Source organism: Phenylobacterium sp., assembly GCF_028290885.1.
In the GTDB taxonomy this organism is placed as follows: domain Bacteria; phylum Pseudomonadota; class Alphaproteobacteria; order Caulobacterales; family Caulobacteraceae; genus Phenylobacterium.
On the sequence record NZ_JAQGIZ010000027.1, the window covers coordinates 26,679 to 43,709 of the forward strand.

Below are 17,031 nucleotides of genomic sequence, written 5' to 3' on the forward strand. Positions count from 1 at the left end.
ATCTCTATGCCTCGGCGTCCGATGCCGTTGCAGGCGACAATCAATCCGCCCGCGCGACGACCTGCTCCAGGTTCGCAAAGAACTTCCGCCACCCGTAGTTGGCGCCCTGGTAGGCCTGCTGCTGATCCGGCCGGAAGCCCGACTGCTCCATGTGCAAATGGGTTCCCGTGCTCGTTGGGGTGAGGGTCCAGGTGACCACACTCTCGAGACCCATGGCGCCCCACGTGTAAGACAGCGTCTTGTTCGGCTCGACGGCCTGGACCTGACAATCGACAGCGCCCCAGTCTGCGCGGAGATTGAAACTGTGGCCCACGACAGGCTTGAAGTCGTTCTTCATGAGCCACTCCTCGATCAGGTGCGGTTGCGTCAGCGCGCGCCAGATCTTTTCCGGCGGAAAAGGTATCTCCCGTTCGACGACGACGCAGAGCGTTTCGGCCGCAGCGTTGCTCATTGGTCCATCCTTTTGAGTAGATCTTCGAGGTGGTCGAACCGGCTTTGCCAGAACCCGCCCATTTGGCTTGTCCAGTCGATCAGGGGGGCAAGCGCGCCGAGCTGCGCGCTATAGTGCGTCTGGCGACCTTCGTGGCGGTCGCGCACCAGCCCGGCCTGCTTCAGGACCCCGAGATGCTTTGAGACGGCCGGTTGCGAGACCCCGGACTGAGCCGTCAGGGCCCCGACCGTCTGCTCGCCTTCGCGGCACAGCCGCTCGAAGATGGCCCGCCGAGTCGGATCGGCGAGCGTTCTGAAGAGCACATCGTGAGCGTTGGGCATCTGCGATTGATAACCGGCTAGCTATTGGTCAATCCCATAACTCCGGAGTTATGGAGCGGTCAAGCGCGGGGCGGCCGGTCGGCGGCCTTCTGCCGAAAGGCCTGATTGGGCCTAGCCCACCTGCGCCATGGCCGGAGCGCTCTGGCGCACGGGCAGGGAGAAGGTGGCGCTCGTGCCCTGGCCCGGCGCGCTGCGCAGGTCGAGCAGGCCGCCGTGCATTTCCACCAGGGCCTTGGTGAGGGCCAGGCCGAGGCCGGTGCCCTGCTGGGTCTTGGCGTGCTGGCTTTCGATCTGCTCGAAAGGCCGGGCGAGGCGCGCCAGGTCGTCGGGCGGGATGCCGATGCCGGTGTCCTGCACGCTGATCCGCACCCGCTCGCCCAGGGGGTCGTCGCGGCGCTCGGCGCGCACCGTGACCATGCCGCCGCGCGGCGTGAACTTGATGGCGTTGGAGAGCAGGTTCAGCAGCACCTGCTTGACGGCCCGGTAGTCGGCCTCGACCTCGGGCAGGTCGCTGAAGTCGAGCCGCAGCGCTAGGCCGGCCGCCTCGGCGCGATTGCGCACCAGCCGCAGCGCGTCCTCGGCGACGTCATCCAAGGACACCGGCTCGAAGCGCAGGTTCATCTTGCCGGCCTCGATCTTCGACATGTCGAGGATGTCGTTGATCAGCGCCAGCAGGTGCTGGCCGGAGTTCAGGATGTCGCGCGCATAGTCGCGGTAGCGGCCGTCGCCCAGCGGCCCGTACATCTCGGCGGCCATCATCTCGGAGAAGCCGTTGATGGCGTTCAGTGGCGTGCGCAGCTCGTGGCTCATGTTGGCCAGGAACTCGCTCTTGGCCTGGTTGGCGCCCTCGGCGCGGACCTTCTCGGCCTCGTACTTGCGGGCCAGCTCCGACAGCTGTTCCTGGCTGCGTTCCAGGTTGACGACGACGCGGCGCAACTCCTCCTCGTTGAGGCGGCTGGCCTCCTCCTGGGCCTTCAGCGCGGTGATGTCGGCGGCGGTGACCACGAGGCCGCCCTCGGCGGTAGTGCGCTCGGAGATCTGCACCCAGCGGCCGTCCACCAGCTCGGCCTCGCGCACCCCCTTGCGGTCCCCCACGGCCGGGAACTCCTGGCGCATGGCGATCTTGGCGTGGACTTCCAGCTCCTCGCGGGCGATGCCCGGCTTCAGGACGTGGGGCTCCAGGCGGAAGAAGCTGCGGTAGTTCTTGTTGCACATCAAAAGCCGGCCCTGGCGGTCCCAGAGCACGAAGGCTTCCGAGACACTCTCGATGGCGTCGCGCAGGCGGGTCTCGGCGGCCTGGGCGCGGGCCTGGGCCAGGCGCTCCTCGGTGACGTCGAGGGCGACGCCGATGATCCGGGCGTAGCCCCCGTCGGGGCTCTTGCCGAACCCCTGGCCGCGCGCGTCGATCCACACCGGCCGGCCGCCGGTCAGGCTGGGGACGCGGAAGGAGACGTCGAAGCCGCCGTAGACCGCCGCGGCGCCCAGCGCCTCGCGCAGGCCGTCGCGGTGCCCTTCGGAGACGCGCTCCAGCACCTGCTGGCCGTCGACCACGCCGCCCCGCCAGCCGAACAGCGCGGCGGTGACGTCGGACATGAAGATCTTGTCGGCCGCCAGGTCCCATTCCCAGATGCCGCAGCGGGCGGCCTCGACGGCCAGGCGGAAGCGCTGCTCGCTGTCGCTGTAGGCCGCGTGGGCCCGCTCGACCCGACGCGACTCCGCCAGCAGCAGGAGGCCGAGCGCGAAGGCCACCAGCAGGGGTACGAGCAGGGAGGCGAGCTGTTCGGCGGGGCTCTGAGGGCCGCGCAACAGCCGCGTGACCGCGAGGCCGGTGTAGATCGCGAGCAGCAGCAGGGCGGCCAGGATGGCGATCCGGGCAAAGCGCTGCGTGGGCGGCTTCGCCATCGCCAGGTCAGCGGACCTGTCCGCCGACCGCGACGTGGCCGCGCTCTCGCTGTCGCCCGCGGCCAAGGCCCGCTGCTCCTCCGGTTGCAAAGCAAATCACCCCGATCCGCCTTGAGTCTACGCGGGAAGAGTAAACGGCGTCACCGTCATTCAGCGGCGAATTGTCTCCCTACGGCTAGGCTTCGTCGTCCTCGGCCAGGGCGCGGCTGACCAGCTCGAAGACGTTCTTGGAAAGCCCCGGGGCGGCGAGGATCCGCTGTAGCTCGGCCTTCATCAGGGCGCCGAGCGCCGGCTTGTAACGCCGCCAGCCGCCGAGCGGCTCCACGAGCCTGGCCGCGGTCATCGGGTTGAAGCCATCGGTGGCCAGGATCTGGTCGGCGAGGAAGCGGTAGCCCGCCCCGCTCGGATCGTGGAAACGCACCGGATTGAAGTTCGCGAATGTGGAGACCAGGGCGCGCAGGCGGTTGGGGTTCTTGGCCTCGAAAGCCGGGTGGGCGGTGAGGCCGAGGACGCGGCCGAGCGCGCCTTCGTCGGGGTCCCGCGCCTGCACGGCGAACCACTTGTCGATGACCAGGGGCTCGTCCTTCCAGCGCGCGTAGAAGTCGGCCAGCGCCTGCTCGTAGATCTCGCCGCCGATCACAGTCAGCGCCGAGAGCCCGCCGATGGCGTCGGTCATGTTGGCGGCCGCCTCGTAGTGGCCATAGGCCAGCTCGCCCACTTCGGAGCGCGGGTTGGCGGCCATCAGGTCGAGGGCGGCGTTGCGCAGCGCGCGGCGGCCGGCGCCAGCCGCGTCGGGGGAGAACTCGCCGATCTCCTGCAGGCCGGCGTGCAGGCGTTTCAGCTCCTCGGAGAGATGCAGCGCGAGGCGAACGCGAAGGGCCTCCCGCGCCTCATGGATCGCTGCGGGGTCGGCCAGGCTCATGGCCAGCGCCAGGTCCGGCTCGGAGGGCAGGCTCAGCAGCAGCGCCTTGAAGGCTGGATCTGCGGCCTGGTCGGCGAGCGCGCGGCCCACGGCTTCGGCATAGCGTTCCTCGCCCACCTCGTCGGCCTCGCCGGTGGCGCGGCCGAGGATCAGAGCACGCGCCAGTTCCTGCCCGGCCTCCCAGCGGTTGAACAGGTCCGGGTCGCCGGCCAGGAGGATGTAGCGGTCCCGCGCCTCGGCGTTGCTCGTGAGCTTCACCGGGGCCGAGAAGCCGCGGAGCGCCGAGACGACGGGGCGCTCATCGACGCCGGTCAGTCTGATTTTTGTCCGCGCGCCGTCGAGCACGATCACCGTCTCGTCCAGCGCCTGGCCGTCACGCAGGAAGGCCTGGGTGCGGCCGTCGCCGTCCAGCAGGCCGACGGTGACGGGAATGGGCAGGGGACGCTTCGTCGGCTGGCCGGGCGTCGGCGCCGTCTCCTGGACCAGCTCGAGTTCCAGCTCGCGGCGGGCTTCGTCGTAGCGGCTGGAGAGGCTGACGTTCGGCGTGCCGGCCTGCTCGTACCAGGCGAAGAAGGCCGAGAGGTCCCGGTCGGTGACCTCGGCGAAGCAGCGGATGAATTCCTCGACTGTGGTGGCGTGGCCGTCCCAGCGCTTGAAGTAGAGATCCATGCCGGCGCGGAAGGCTTCAGGCCCGATCAGGGTCTTCAGCATGCGGATCACCTCCGCGCCCTTCTCGTAGATGGTCGCGGTGTAGAAGTTGTCGATCTTTAGGTAGCTGGAGGGCCGCACGGGGTGGGCGAGCGGGCCCTGGTCCTCGGCGAACTGCCGGGCCCTGAGCTGCTTGACGTCCTTGATCCGCTGGACGGCGTGGCCGCGCTGGTCGGCGGAGAAGCTCTGGTCGCGGAACACCGTGAGGCCTTCCTTCAGGCACAGCTGAAACCAGTCGCGGCAGGTGATGCGGTCGCCGGTCCAGTTGTGGAAGTACTCGTGGGCCACGACGCTCTCGATGCGCTCGAAGTCCATGTCGGTGGCGGTCGCGGGGTCGGCCAGCAGCAGCGAGGAGTTGAAGATGTTCAGCCCCTTGTTCTCCATCGCCCCGAAATTGAAGTCGCGCACCGCGACGATCATGAAGAGGTCGAGGTCGTACTCGCGGCCGAACGTGTCCTCGTCCCACTTCATGGCCCGCTTCAGCGCGTCCATGGCGTAGGCGGCGCGCGGGGCCATGCCGGGGTCGACATAGATCCTCAGGTCGACCGTGCGGCCGGTCATGGTGACGAGCCTGTCCTCCAGGACGTCGAGCTCGCCGGCCACCAGGGCGAACAGATAGCAGGGCTTCGGGAAGGGGTCGTTCCAGACGGCATAGTGGCGGCCGCCCGGCAAGGGCCCGTTCTCCATCAGGTTGCCGTTGGCGAGCAGGCGGTGGAAACCCTTGTCGGCCTCGATGCGCACGGTGAAGCGCGACAGCACGTCCGGCCGGTCGGGCCAGAAGGTGATCTTGCGGAAGCCCTCGGCCTCGCACTGGGTGCAGAACCGGCCAGCGGACATGTAGAGTCCGTCCAGCGCCTTGTTCGCCTCGGGGTCGATCTCGACCTCGGTCTCTAGGGTGAAGGCGTCCGGCGCATTCGGGATGGTCAGGAACTCGCCGTCGATGGTCCGCTCACCCTCGGCGAGCAGCCTGCCGTCGACCGCCACGGAGATGGCCCTCAGCCGCTCGCCGTTGAACTTCAGCGGCTCGGCGTGCTCGCCGTTGCGGCGGACCTGCAGCCTGGCCTTCACGCGGGTGGCGTCGGGCTTGAGGTCGAAGGTGAGGTGGACCTCGTCCACGAGGAAGGCGGGAGGGCGGTAATCGGCGAGCCGGATGGGCTGGGGCGTGTCTGTGCGCATGGCCTGCATCTAGTCCTTCGGGCCCGCCGGCGCCAATGCGGACCGGTCAGGCCGCATCCAGACATTCGCCTGTGCAGGGACAACGAGGGCTTTTTGGCCCGAGGTCAGGTAGCTGACAGACGGGACGCATGGAGCGTTTACCATGCGACCTGCGCCGGGGGGCGGACGGGTGAAGGCATATCGGATCTACATCGTAGGCTCTGACGGCCGGCTACAGCTGGGCCAGGCCTTCGAAGCGCCTGACGACAGGACCGCTGGGGCGTTGGCCGAACTCGCCGCCGTCAGAGGACAGATCGCGGAGCTTTGGGAAGGCGGCCGGATGGTGGGCCGGGTTTCCACGCGGGGCGTCTTCAACATCGGCGACCGTCAGCCAGGCGCCTGACGCGAGGTCACGCTTTCCACCCCCACGCCTGCGCGTATGCTGCCTGCCCGAGGAAACCTCGCAAGCCGGGCCAACCGGCGGGACAGGCGCGCATGAACTTCGATTTTTCCGACGACCAGAAATTCCTGAAGTCCGAGGCGCGGAAGTTCCTCGACGCCAACTGCGGGGCGGCGCGCGTGCGCGGCGTGCTGGACGCCGCTGTGTCCGACAAGGGGGGCAAGGCCTATGACGCCGCGCTCTGGAAGTCCGTCGCCGAGCAGGGCTGGCTGGGCGCGGCGATCCCCGAGGAATACGGCGGCCTGGGCCTCGGCCACCTGGAGCTCTGCGTGATCGCCGAGGAGCTGGGCCGCGCGGTGGCCCCGATCCCCTTCGCCTCGACGGTCTACTTCCTGGCCGAGGCGATCATGCTGGCCGGCGACAACGAGCAGAAAGCCGACCTGCTGCCGAAGATCTCGGCCGGCGCCATCATCGGCGCCATCGCCACCTCCGAAGGCCCCGGCCCCACGACGGCTGCCACCCTGAAGGCCACCGTCACCGACGGCCGGCTGAGCGCCGTCAAGCTTCCCGTCACCGACGGTGACATCGCCAACGTCGCGCTGGTGCTGGCCAAGGAGAACGGCAAGCCCGGCCTGTTCCTGGTCGACCTGGACGGCGCCGGCGTGACGCGCGAGGCGCTGAAGACGCTCGATCCGACCCGTGACGCGGCCAAGCTGGCCTTCAAGGACGCCCCTGCCCGCCGCGTTGGCGAGGCTGGCGTCGGCCTGGAACTCGTCGAGCAGATCTTCGACCGGGCCGCGATCCTGCTGGCCTTCGAGCAGTGCGGCGGGGCCGACAAGTGCCTGGAGATGGCCAAAGCCTATGCGCTGGAGCGCTACGCCTTCGGGCGCGTCATCGCCTCCTACCAGGCGATCAAGCACAAGCTTGCCGACATCTACATCAAGAACGAGCTGGCCCGCTCCAACGCCTACTACGGGGCCTGGGCGCTCAACACCAACGCGCCGGAGACGCCGCTGGCGGCGAGCGCGGCGCGGATCGCGGCCTCGGAGGCCTTCTGGTTCGCCGCGAAGGAGAACATCCAGACCCACGGCGGCATCGGCTTCACCTGGGAGATGGATTGCCACCTCTATTACCGGCGCTCGCGCCAGCTCGGCCTGGTGGCCGGCGCGCCCAGGGTCTGGAAAGAACGGCTGGTCAGCCACCTCGAACGGCGCAACGCGGCTTGAGACACGGAGCGAGAGCGATGGACTTCAACGACAGCCCCGAAGAAGCCGCCTACCGCGCCGAGGTGAAGGCCTGGCTCGACGCCAACGCCCCCAAGGCGAGCGCCGGCGGCGATCCCGAGGGCGGGGACGGCATGGCCGCCTCCAAGGCCTGGCAGGCCAGGAAGGCCGCGGCCGGCTACGCGCAGATCACCTGGCCCAGGGAATGGGGCGGCGCCGGTGGCACGCCGATCCAGCAGGTCATCTTCAATCAGGAGGAGGCCAGGTATCCGGTCCCGGGCAATCCGTTCCAGATCGGGCTGGGCATGTGCGTGCCGACCGTCATGACCTTTGCCGACGACGAAACCAAGCAGCGGTTCGTGGGCCCCGCCCTGCGCGGCGAGGAGATCTGGTGCCAGCTGTTCTCCGAGCCCTCCGGCGGGTCGGACGTGGCGGCGGCGCGGACCAAGGCGGCGCGCGCACCGGACGGCTCCGGCGACTGGCTGATCTCGGGCCAAAAAGTGTGGACGACGGGCGCCCAGTTCTCGGACTTCGGGATCGTGGTGTGCCGCACCAGCCCCGACGCGCCCAAGCACAAGGGCCTGACCATGTTCTGGGTCGACATGCACGACCCGGGCATCGACGTGAAGCCTATCCACCAGATGTCCGGCGGGTCCGGGTTCAACGAGGTGTTCTTCACCGATGTGCGGGTCAAGGACAGCCAGCGGATCGGGGCGGTCGACGACGGCTGGAAGGTGAGCCTCGTCACCCTGATGAACGAGCGGCTGGCGGTCGGCGGGCCGTCCGGGACCGGATGGGCGCAGTTCCTGGAGGCGGCGCGGAACATCACCGGCCTGGACGGCGCGCCGGCGATCAAGGACCAGGCGCTGCGCGAGAAGCTCGCCGACTGGTACGTGGCGACCGAGGGGCTGAAGCACACCCGCAACCGGACGATGACGGCGCTGTCGCGCGGCCAGACGCCGGGGCCGGAAAGCTCGATCGGCAAGGTGGTCACCGCCCTGCAGATGCAGGACCTGGGCAACACGGCGGTCGAGATGCTGGATCAGTACGGGATCATCAACGACCCGGAGCTGGCCCCGCTGCAGGCGGCCTTCCACTCCTCGCTGATGTTCGCGCCGGGCCTGCGGATCGCCGGTGGCACCGACGAGATCCTGAAGAACATCATCGCCGAACGCGTCCTGGGCCTGCCCGGCGACATCCGCGTCGACAAGGACGTGGCCTTCAAGGACATGCCGACGGGGCGCTAGGCGCTCAACCTCAGTGGCGCACGGCGAGGGCTGCGGCCGAGGAGCTGGACGTAGAGCCGGGTCAGGCCTTCGAAGGTGTGGTCCCAGCTGTGGCGGGTCTCGGCGCGGCGGCGGGCGGCGAGCTTGAGCGCGTCCATGTCGCGGGCGAAGAGCGCCTCGACCGCTTCGGCCAGGGTCGCCGGATCGACCGCGGCGGCGAGCTGGCCCACGCTCAGGTCCAGCAGCTCGCCGACTCCGCCCTTGTTGGGACCGATCACCGGCAGGCCGGCGGCCATGGCCTCCAGGACCACCAGACCGAAGATCTCGTTCTCGTTGGCGTGCAGGAAGGCGTCGCAGCTGGCGATGACGCCGGCCAGCCGCTCGGGCGCACGCTCGAAGTCGATGCAGGCCACGCGGGAGCTGTAGCGAGCGTCCTTGCCGGCCCCGATCAGCACCAGGCGGTAGGGATCGCCGAGCATCTCCACGGCGGCGACCATGGAGTCGATGTTCTTCTCCCGCGCCGGACGGCCGGCGAAGACCAGCAGGCGGGAATCGGCGGGGAACCCGAGGCGCTTGAGCAGCGCCTGGCGGTCGCCGCGGCTCGGATGAAAGAGCCCGGTGTCGACGCCAAGGGGGTGGACGCTGACCCGCTGGACCCCGGCCTCGGCCAGGCGCGCGGCGGTATGGCGGCTGGGCGCCACCACGTGGTCGAAGCGCTGATAGGCCTGGGCCCAGAAGTTGAAGGTGGGCTGTTCGGCCCAGTCGCCGAGGTGCAGGGCGGCCAGCGTCGGGGCGTCGGTGTGGCAGACGCCCACCACGGGAACGCCGAGCGCGTCGCCCGCGTCCATCGCCGCGTGGCCCGGCACGAAGACGTCGCCCGCCTCGATGATGTCCGGGTCCAGCAGGCGCAGCACGGCGGCCCACTTGGTCGGGCTGGCGGGCATCCGGTAGCCGTCGCCGAACGGCAGCTTGGCGGCGGAGACCGTGTAGAGACCAGGTTCCTCGACGCGGGTGGCGGCGCCCGGCACGACCAGGGTATGGCGGATGTCCGGGCGGCGGGTCCCCAGCCAGGCGCGCTTGGCGGTCAGGTAACGCTTCACCCCGCCGGAGCGCGGCGCATACATCATGGTCGTATCGATGAGGTGGAAGCTCAAGTCGGGACCGGCGGTGGTCAGCGCGGCGCCGGGGTCGGGGCGCGGCAGCGGATCTGGCTTCGGCGTCGCGACGTCGAACAAGCGCTCGGCCCTCCTGTCCTCGAAACCCATGATAGAGGGCCGCGCGGAAGAGGCAACGAACAGGGCGGCCGTTCGATCCCGCTCCCGCTGCCGCGCCAGGGCGCTCCGGCTTGCCGATTTTTTCCAAAGCTTGGCCAGAGGACCGGCGCCTTTATTTTAGGGATGCTGAAGCTTCACGCTCAGATTGGGGCGAAACCCCGGCTCGGCAAGCCCCTCAATGCGGATCATAGGCCTTTGCGACCTCCGGCCGTGCGCCGAAGCTGGGCAGGAACTGCGGATCGATCCGCGCGTGCGTCGCCTGTTCGAAGGCGTAGCCGAGGGCCAGCAGCCGCGCTTCGGACCAGGCGGGGCCGATCAGCGAGAGGTTCACCGGCAGGCCGGACACATTGCCCATCGGCAGCGTCAGGTGCGGATAGCCCGACACCGCGGGCAGGGTGGAATAGGAGCCGAGGCTGCGGGCGCCGTTGATCGGGTCGACGATGAAGGCCGGGCCGGTCGAGGGGCCGACCAGGGCCTCGACCCTGTTGTCCTGCAGCATCTTGTCCAGCGCCGCGCGGGTCGCCGTCCGGGCGGCGGCGCGCTTCTGCAGGTAGCCCTCGTCGGTCATCGGCGGGGCCTTTGCCGCCTGCTCGAAGATCTCCTGGCCGAACAGCGGCGTCTCCCGCGGCTCATGCGCGTTGAACGCGATCAGCTGATCGAGCGAGCGGGTCTTCACCTTTCCCGGCGTCGCGGCCAGGTAGCTGTTGAGCGCGGCCTTGAACTCGATGCGCAGGGCCTCGCCTTCGTTGGCGCCGATGGCGTTCATGGCCGCCTCGTCCGGCCCCTGCACCTCCACCAGTACCGCGCCCGCCTTGCGAAGCGCCGCCAGCGCCTCCTCGAACACCGCGTCGGTCTGCGGCGAGCGGCCGGCGGTCATGCGCAACACGCCGATCCGCGCGCCCCGCAGGGCGTCGGGCCTGAGGCCCGCCAGGTAGTCGACCTTATGAGCGTCGGCGTCCTTGGTCCACGGGTCGGCCGGGTCCGAGCCGGTGATGACGCTCAGCATGGCGGCGGCGTCGGCGACCGTGCGGGTCATCGGCCCCGGGGTGTCCTGCTCCGCCGAGATCGGCACCACATAGGTGCGCGAGACGAGGCCGACGGTGGGTTTCAGCCCCACGACTCCGTTGGCGGCGGCCGGGCAGGTGACCGAACCGTCCGTTTCCGTGCCGATGGCGCCGGTGACCAGGCCGGCGGCCACCGCCGCGCCGGACCCTGCGCTGGAGCCGCAGGCGGTGCGGTCCAGCGAATAGGGATTGCGCACCAGGCCGCCGATCGCCGTCCAACCGCTGACTGAGCGGGTCGAGCGGAAGTTTGCCCACTCCGAAAGGTTGGCCTTGCCGAGGATCACCGCGCCCGCGTCACTGAGGCGGCGGACGATGGGCGCGTCGCGGCCGGTGACATTGTCCTTCAGCGCCAGGGAGCCAGCGGTGGTCGCGGTCCCGTCGGCGGACTCGATGTTGTCCTTCAGCAGCACTGGGATGCCGTGCAGCGGTCCGCGCACGTGGCCGGCCTTGCGCTCGGCGTCGAGTTTGCGGGCGTCGGCCAGCGCGTGCGGGTTGAGCGCGATGACGCTGTTGAGCCGCGGCCCAGCCTTGTCGAGGGCGGCGATCCGCGCCAGGTCCTGGCGAACCAGCGCCTCGGACGTCAGGGTCCCCGCGGTCATCGCCGCCTGCTGGTCGGCGCCCGACGCGAACGGGCCGGGCGGCTGCGCCTTGGATTGGGCGTGGGCGCCGGCGGCCGTCGCGGCGAGCGCCGCGGCGACGGTGAGTTCCCTGAACATACGCGTCCCCCGATTCCGACCGGGGCATGAGAGCCGACCCGGACGGAAAACGCCAGCCGCCAACCTCGGCTAGAACGCGACCTGGGAGCCCAGCTCCACCACCCGTGACGGCGGGATCTGGAAGAAGTCCGCGGTGCGCACGGCGTTGCGGGCCAGGAACACGAACAGCACGTCGGCGAGGTGGCCAAGCCCACCGCTCCGCCGGGGCAGGAGGGTACGGCGGCTGAGGAAGAACGAGGTGCGCATGATGTCGAACTTCAGCCCCTTGGCCCGGGCCAGCGTCATGCCCTTGGCGACGTTGGGGGTCTCCATGAACCCGAAGGAGAGGGTCATGCCCTTGAAGCCGGGGGCGAGGTCGCTGACCTCGACACGCTCGGCGTCCGGCACGCGCGGCCGGCGCGCCACCTTCACGGTCAGCAGCACGATCTGCTCGTGCAGCACTTGGTTGTGCTTGAGGTTGTGCATCAGGGCGGCGGGCACGGACTTGGGGTCGGCGGTCAGGAACACCGCCGCACCCCGAGCGCGGAGCGGCGGCCGCTGGGTGAGCATCGGCAGGACGTCGGCCAGCGTCAGGTCGCTCTGCTCCGCCCGCGACACCCGCCGCACCCCGCGCATCCAGGTCCACATCAGGAAGATCAACCCCGAGGCGATCAGGAGCGGGATGTAGCCGCCGTGCGCGACCTTGGTCAGGTTGGCCACCAGGAAGGCCGCCTCAACCGCCAGGAAAGGCGAGAAGGCCAGCGCCGCCTGCCAGATCGGCCTGCGCTTGAGCCGATGGATCGCGACGACGGCGAGGATGGAGGAAGTGATCATCGCGCCGACCACGGAGACTCCGTAGGCGCTGGCCAGGCCATCCGAGGAGCGGAAGCCGAGCACCAGGGCCGCGACGCCGAGCAGCAGGATCCAGTTGATCTGCGGCGCATAGATCTGGCCGACCTGCGACTCCGACGTCGGCTTGAGGGTGAGGCGCGGCAGCAGGCCAAGCTGGACGGCCTGCTGGGTCATGGAGAAGGCGCCGGAGATCACCGCCTGGCTGGCGATCACCGTGGCGGCGGTCGCCAGGGCCACCAGGGGCAGCTGGAACCAGGCCGGGGCCAGGTGGAAGAACGGATTTTCCAGGGCGCTTGGGTCGGCCAGGACCAGGGCGCCCTGGCCCAGGTAGTTGGCGATCAGGCAGGGGAAGACCAGGACCACCCAGGTCAACTGGATGGGCTTGCGCCCGAAGTGGCCCATGTCGGCGTAGAGCGCCTCAGCGCCGGTGACGGTGAGGAAGACCGAGCCCAGGATCGCGGGCGCAATCTTCGGGTGGTGGGCGAGAAGCGCGAGGCCGGGCACGGGATTGAGCGCGCCCAGCACCTGGGGCGCGCGGGTCAGGGCCATCAGTCCAAGCGCGGCGATGGTCGCGAACCAGACGAGGCAGATGGGTCCGAACCAGCGCCCGATACCGCCTGTGCCGCGTTTCTGCACGACGAACAGCGCGACCAGCACCGCTAGCGCCAGCGGCACCACAAAGGCGTCGATCCGGCCGCTGAGACCGTGGACGACCTTCAACCCTTCCACAGCCGAGAGCACCGAGATCGCCGGCGTCAGGATGGCGTCGCCGAAGAACATGCCGGCCCCGATCATCCCGATCACCAGGATCGCGCCGGAGGCGCGGCCGCCGGCCTTCTGGACGAGCGCCATCAGCGACAGGGTCCCGCCTTCGCCGCGGTTATCGAAGCGCATGAGGATCCAGACGTATTTCAACGTCACGATCACCATCAGCGTCCAGAGCATCAGGGAGATGACCCCGATGACGTCTCCCTCAGCGACCCGGCCGCCGACGCGGGCCACGTGGGAAATGGACTCCCTGAAGGCATAGAGCGGGCTGGTGCCGATGTCGCCGTAGACGACGCCCGCCGAGCCCAAGGCCAGGCCCATGAAGCCACGCAGGCTGGGCGCGGGGCGGCTCGGGACGTCGCTGGACTCAGCGGTGGCGGCGGACATTGGGAGGCAGGGACCGTGCAGCTTATCGGAGGATGCTTGTCGCGCCGGACCACATAAGAATCCCATGTGGTTGTGGGGGCTGGGGGCTGAAATCCTTGCATCGGCCCGGTCGAGGGGCCTTCTTTGCCACCGTCGAGCTGCGATTGGAGGCCCGCGATGAGCCTTTCCGCCGAGCGCCATGCCGAGCAGCGCCACGAGCGTCTGCACCCTGCTGCGGCCTACGCCTTGTCGCTGGCGATGGTCGCAGCCGCGACCCTGGCCGCCGTGCTCGTCGACCGCGTGCAGACGATCCCAAACCTGTCGCTTATCTTCGTCCTGCCGGTGGTGATCGCCGCGGTGAGCTTCGGTTGGGGACCCGCGCTGGCGGCGGCCGTCGCCGGTCTGCTGACCTTCAACTTCTTCCTGATCGAGCCGCGCTACAGCCTGGACGTCGCCGAGCCGGCGAACCTGTGGGCGCTCATGCTGCTGCTGATCACTGCGGCCATCGTCAGCGCGGTCGCCGCCCAGTCGCGGCGCCGTGCGGTGGAGGCGTGGAACGCCGCCGACCAGGCGACCGCCCTGCAGGCCCTGGCCCAGAGCCTGGTCGCCGCGAAGGGCGATACGGGGGCGGCGCAGGCCTGCGCGGCGGCGCTGGCGCGGCTTTTCCAGGCCGCTTCGGTCGTGCTGCTGCAGGGAGAGGCCGAGCTCGCCGTGGCCGCACAGGCCGGCGGCGGGGAGCTCTCGGCGGCGGACCAGGAAGCCGCCGGCTGGGCGCTGGCCGCGCGCATGCCCACCCGCGGCGGGGCCTATCCCGTGGAGGGCGCCGCCTACGACTTCTGGCCAGTGGTGACGCCGCAGCGCCAGCAGGCGGTGATCGGCGTGACGATCTCGCTCGGTGAGGACGGACGGCCTGCCAACCCCGAGCGGCTGGTGGAGATCGTCAGCGGTTACCTCGCCGTGGCGCTCGACCGCGAGGCCTATGCCGCCCAGGTGCTGGACAGCCGCGTGGAGGTGGCGAGCGAGCGCCTGAAGGCCGACCTGCTGGCCGCCGTCTCGCACGACCTCAAGACACCACTCTCCACGGTGCTCTTCACCTTGCAGAGCCTGCAGAAGTTCGGAAAGACGCACGATGCCAAGACCCGCGCCGAACTGCTGACGCTGGCCGAGACCGAGACCGCCCGGCTGTCGGCGATGGTTGGCAACCTGCTGGACATGAACCGGCTGGACGCTGGCGCCGTGGTGGTGAAGACGGCGGCCGTCGAGCCCGCGGAGTTGGCGGCCGAAGCCCTGCGCAGCGCGGCCGGCGCGCTCTCCGGCCGGGTGGTGTTCAATGAGGTGAGCCCCGACGCGCCTCCGCTGATGGTCGACGCATCGCTGTTTGAAAGCGCGCTCGCCAACGTGCTCGAGAACGCCGGCAAGTACGCCCCCGCCGGCTCGAAGATCTGGCTCCGCAGCGGCGCCGGCGCGGGCTCCGGCTGGATCGAGGTCGAAGACCAGGGCCCGGGTTTCCCGGACGCCATCGAGCCGATGTTCGAGAAGTTTTCCCGCGGCGTGGCCGGCGATGGCCGCCCGCCGGGGACCGGACTTGGGCTGTCGATCGCCCGTGGCTTCCTCGAGGCCCAAGGCGGCCAGGTCGAGGCCGAGAACCTGGCCGGCGGCAAGGGCGCGCGCGTGCGGCTGTCGGCGCCGCTCGCCAGGGCGGTCGCCCAGCCGGCATGACCGACGCCGCCGACCCCGCTACGGTGCTGGTCGTCGAGGATGACGCGAGCCTCAATGCGGCGCTGGCCGCGACCCTCAAGGCGGCGGGCTTCCGCCCGGTGACCGCGCGCACGGCCGCCGAGGGTCTGCGCTGGTTCGCCCACTACGCGCCGGATCTCGTCCTGTTGGACCTGGGCCTGCCGGATCGCGATGGGCTGACCGTGATCGCCGAGATCCGCGCCAAGGGCCAGACGCCGATCGTGGTGCTTTCCGCCCGCGACGCCGAGGCGATGAAGGTCGAGGCCCTGGACCTGGGCGCCGACGACTATGTGCAAAAGCCGTTCGGGGTGGAGGAGCTGCTGGCGCGCCTGCGGGCGGGCTTGCGGCACGCGGTGCAGGCAAGGGGCTCCGCGCCCGTGGTGCGCACGGGCGATGTCGAGATCGACCTGGGCGCGCGCCTGGTCACCAAGGCCGGGGAGGCCCTGAAGCTGTCGCCGAAGGAATACGACCTCCTGGCCGAACTGGCTGTGAACCTCGGCCGCACGGTGAGCCACAAGGGCCTGCTGCGCGCGGTCTGGGGGAGCGAGCGGGCCGACATCCAGTACCTGCGGGTCTACATCGGCCAGCTGCGCCAGAAGCTCGGCAGCGCCGGTGGGACGCTGCTGCTGGTCAGCGAGCCCGGGGTCGGCTACCGGCTCGCCGCCGTCGCGCCCTGAAGCCGACGCAGCAAGGGCCGCGCCAGGCAGCGCGGCCCCCTACGCCCGAGGCAACAAGGGCCGCGCCAGGCAGCGCGGCCCTTGGCCTCGAAAGGCGCCCGCGTCAAACGACGGGAAGGCGTTCCGTTGGGGACGCTTTAGGTCTCGTCGCTCGGGGGACGGGGCGCGCCTGAGCTTCTAGCGCTTGAGGGCGTTACGCGCGGCGTCCTTGAGTGAGCCGACGCCCTTCTGGACCTTGCCGGCGACCCGCTCCGAGGCGCCTTCGGCGGCCATGCGGTCGTTGCCGGTCGCCTTGCCCAGGCCTTCCTTCACGGAACCCTTGGCGTCCTTGGCGGCGCCCTTGATCTCGTCCTTGTGCATGGGAGCACTCCTTCGCTTCGTCAGGCCGAATCGGCCTCGTTGCGATGAGTACGCGGAACGCGGCTCGGGGTTCCGGCCGAGCTTCAGGCCGTCGCGCGGACCGTCCGGTCGAGCAGGGCGTCGAAGGCCGGGTGGGCCGAGCGTCGTGGCCAAGGCCGGCGACACGGGGAGCACCCAGAAGCAAGCCTGGGCCTGATCCCTCCTGCACAAAGGGGAGCGATTGTCGCCCCGGCGTTGCGCATGGGCGCCGCCCCCGCTATCTGCACGCCTCGAATCCCCAATCACTTCGATCGAGCGGTGCGGACGCCCCATGGCGCAGCAATACATCTATCAAATGCAAGGCCTGACCAAGGCCTTCCCCGGCGCGCCGAAGAAGACCTTCTCGGACATCTGGCTGTCGTTCTATCCGGACGCCAAGATCGGCGTCGTGGGCGTCAACGGCTCGGGCAAGTCGACCCTGCTGAAGATCATGGCCGGCATCGACAAGGACTTCACCGGCGAGGCCTTTGCTGCCGACGGCGTGAAGCGTGGCTACCTGGAGCAGGAGCCGAAGCTTGACGACCAGCTCGACGTCTGGGGCAACGTCATCGCCTGGTGCGAGGAGAAGAAGCTCTTCGACGAATACAACGCCATCGCCGCCAAGCTGGGCGAGGACTACAGCGACGAACTGATGGAGGAGATGACCGGGCTCCAGGAAAAGCTGGACGCCGGCGACCTCTGGGACATCGACAGCCGGATCGAGATGGCCATGGGCGCCCTGCGCTGTCCGCCCAACGACTGGCCAGTGGACAAGCTGTCGGGCGGCGAGCGGCGGCGCGTGGCGCTGGCCCGTCTGCTGCTGTCGAAGCCCGACATGATGCTGCTGGACGAGCCCACCAACCACCTGGACGCCGAGAGCGTGGCCTGGCTGCAGCACCACCTGGAGAGCTTC

14 protein-coding genes are annotated in these 17,031 nt (G+C 69.7%); 6 read left to right on the forward strand and 8 right to left on the reverse strand.

Annotated elements, in window-relative coordinates; genetic code table 11:
- Positions 1 to 40: 40 nt before the first annotated feature.
- From JWP28_RS02140 to pepN, 4 genes are all read right to left on the reverse strand, one after another.
- Positions 41 to 451, reverse strand: coding sequence for an SRPBCC domain-containing protein (locus JWP28_RS02140; RefSeq protein WP_299539483.1), 411 nt, complete (start codon positions 449 to 451; stop codon positions 41 to 43).
- Positions 448 to 771: a metalloregulator ArsR/SmtB family transcription factor gene (locus JWP28_RS02145; RefSeq protein WP_299539485.1), complete on the reverse strand. Its 324-nt coding sequence runs from the start codon at positions 769 to 771 to the stop codon at positions 448 to 450. Before JWP28_RS02145 ends, JWP28_RS02140 begins: the two co-directional genes overlap by 4 nt.
- A 111-nt stretch (positions 772 to 882) precedes the next feature.
- Positions 883 to 2,673 (reverse strand): ATP-binding protein, encoded by a 1,791-nt coding sequence (locus JWP28_RS02150; RefSeq protein WP_299539487.1) that lies wholly within the window; start codon positions 2,671 to 2,673, stop codon positions 883 to 885.
- A gap of 175 nt (positions 2,674 to 2,848) precedes the next feature.
- Complete coding sequence (pepN, locus tag JWP28_RS02155; RefSeq protein ID WP_299539489.1) at positions 2,849 to 5,479, reverse strand: aminopeptidase N; 2,631 nt, start codon at positions 5,477 to 5,479, stop codon at positions 2,849 to 2,851.
- Between the two features lie 142 nt (positions 5,480 to 5,621).
- Between pepN and JWP28_RS02160 the strand changes: the two genes are divergently transcribed.
- The 3 genes from JWP28_RS02160 to JWP28_RS02170 all read left to right on the forward strand — a co-directional run bounded on the left by JWP28_RS02160 (position 5,622) and on the right by JWP28_RS02170 (position 8,328).
- Positions 5,622 to 5,861, forward strand: coding sequence for a hypothetical protein (locus tag JWP28_RS02160; protein ID WP_299539491.1), 240 nt, complete (start codon positions 5,622 to 5,624; stop codon positions 5,859 to 5,861).
- A gap of 92 nt (positions 5,862 to 5,953) precedes the next feature.
- Positions 5,954 to 7,084, forward strand: a complete 1,131-nt coding sequence (locus tag JWP28_RS02165; protein ID WP_299539493.1) for an acyl-CoA dehydrogenase family protein — start codon at positions 5,954 to 5,956, stop codon at positions 7,082 to 7,084.
- Between the two features lie 17 nt (positions 7,085 to 7,101).
- Positions 7,102 to 8,328, forward strand: coding sequence for an acyl-CoA dehydrogenase family protein (locus tag JWP28_RS02170; protein ID WP_299539496.1), 1,227 nt, complete (start codon positions 7,102 to 7,104; stop codon positions 8,326 to 8,328).
- Here JWP28_RS02170 and JWP28_RS02175 read toward each other — a convergent pair.
- The 3 genes from JWP28_RS02175 to JWP28_RS02185 form a co-directional block, all read right to left on the reverse strand.
- Entirely contained in the window at positions 8,325 to 9,542 is a 1,218-nt protein-coding gene (locus JWP28_RS02175; RefSeq protein WP_299539498.1) for a glycosyltransferase, read from the reverse strand. The two genes, JWP28_RS02170 and JWP28_RS02175, sit on opposite strands and share 4 nt — an antisense overlap.
- A 214-nt stretch (positions 9,543 to 9,756) precedes the next feature.
- Positions 9,757 to 11,361 carry an amidase gene (locus JWP28_RS02180; protein ID WP_299539500.1) on the reverse strand — a complete coding sequence of 535 codons (1,605 nt, stop codon included), beginning with the start codon at positions 11,359 to 11,361 and terminating at the stop codon, positions 9,757 to 9,759.
- Between the two features lie 69 nt (positions 11,362 to 11,430).
- Entirely contained in the window at positions 11,431 to 13,347 is a 1,917-nt protein-coding gene (locus JWP28_RS02185) for a potassium transporter Kup (protein ID WP_299539502.1), read from the reverse strand.
- A gap of 156 nt (positions 13,348 to 13,503) precedes the next feature.
- On the opposite strand from JWP28_RS02185, the gene JWP28_RS02190 reads away from it, so the two are divergent.
- Both JWP28_RS02190 and JWP28_RS02195 read left to right on the forward strand, forming a co-directional pair.
- The gene (locus tag JWP28_RS02190; RefSeq protein ID WP_299539504.1) at positions 13,504 to 15,045 is read left to right on the forward strand and encodes a DUF4118 domain-containing protein; all 1,542 of its coding nucleotides are present in this window, start codon (positions 13,504 to 13,506) and stop codon (positions 15,043 to 15,045) included.
- A complete protein-coding gene (locus JWP28_RS02195; protein WP_299539506.1) occupies positions 15,042 to 15,740 on the forward strand; it encodes a response regulator transcription factor in 699 nt (232 codons plus the stop codon). Before JWP28_RS02190 ends, JWP28_RS02195 begins: the two co-directional genes overlap by 4 nt.
- Before the next feature lie 177 nt (positions 15,741 to 15,917).
- On the opposite strand, the gene JWP28_RS02200 is transcribed toward JWP28_RS02195, so the two are convergent.
- A complete protein-coding gene (locus tag JWP28_RS02200) occupies positions 15,918 to 16,100 on the reverse strand; it encodes a CsbD family protein (protein WP_299539507.1) in 183 nt (60 codons plus the stop codon).
- A 310-nt stretch (positions 16,101 to 16,410) separates the two neighbouring features.
- On the opposite strand from JWP28_RS02200, the gene JWP28_RS02205 reads away from it, so the two are divergent.
- The coding region (locus tag JWP28_RS02205) for an ATP-binding cassette domain-containing protein (protein WP_299539509.1) at positions 16,411 to 17,031 on the forward strand (621 nt) is incomplete at its 3' end.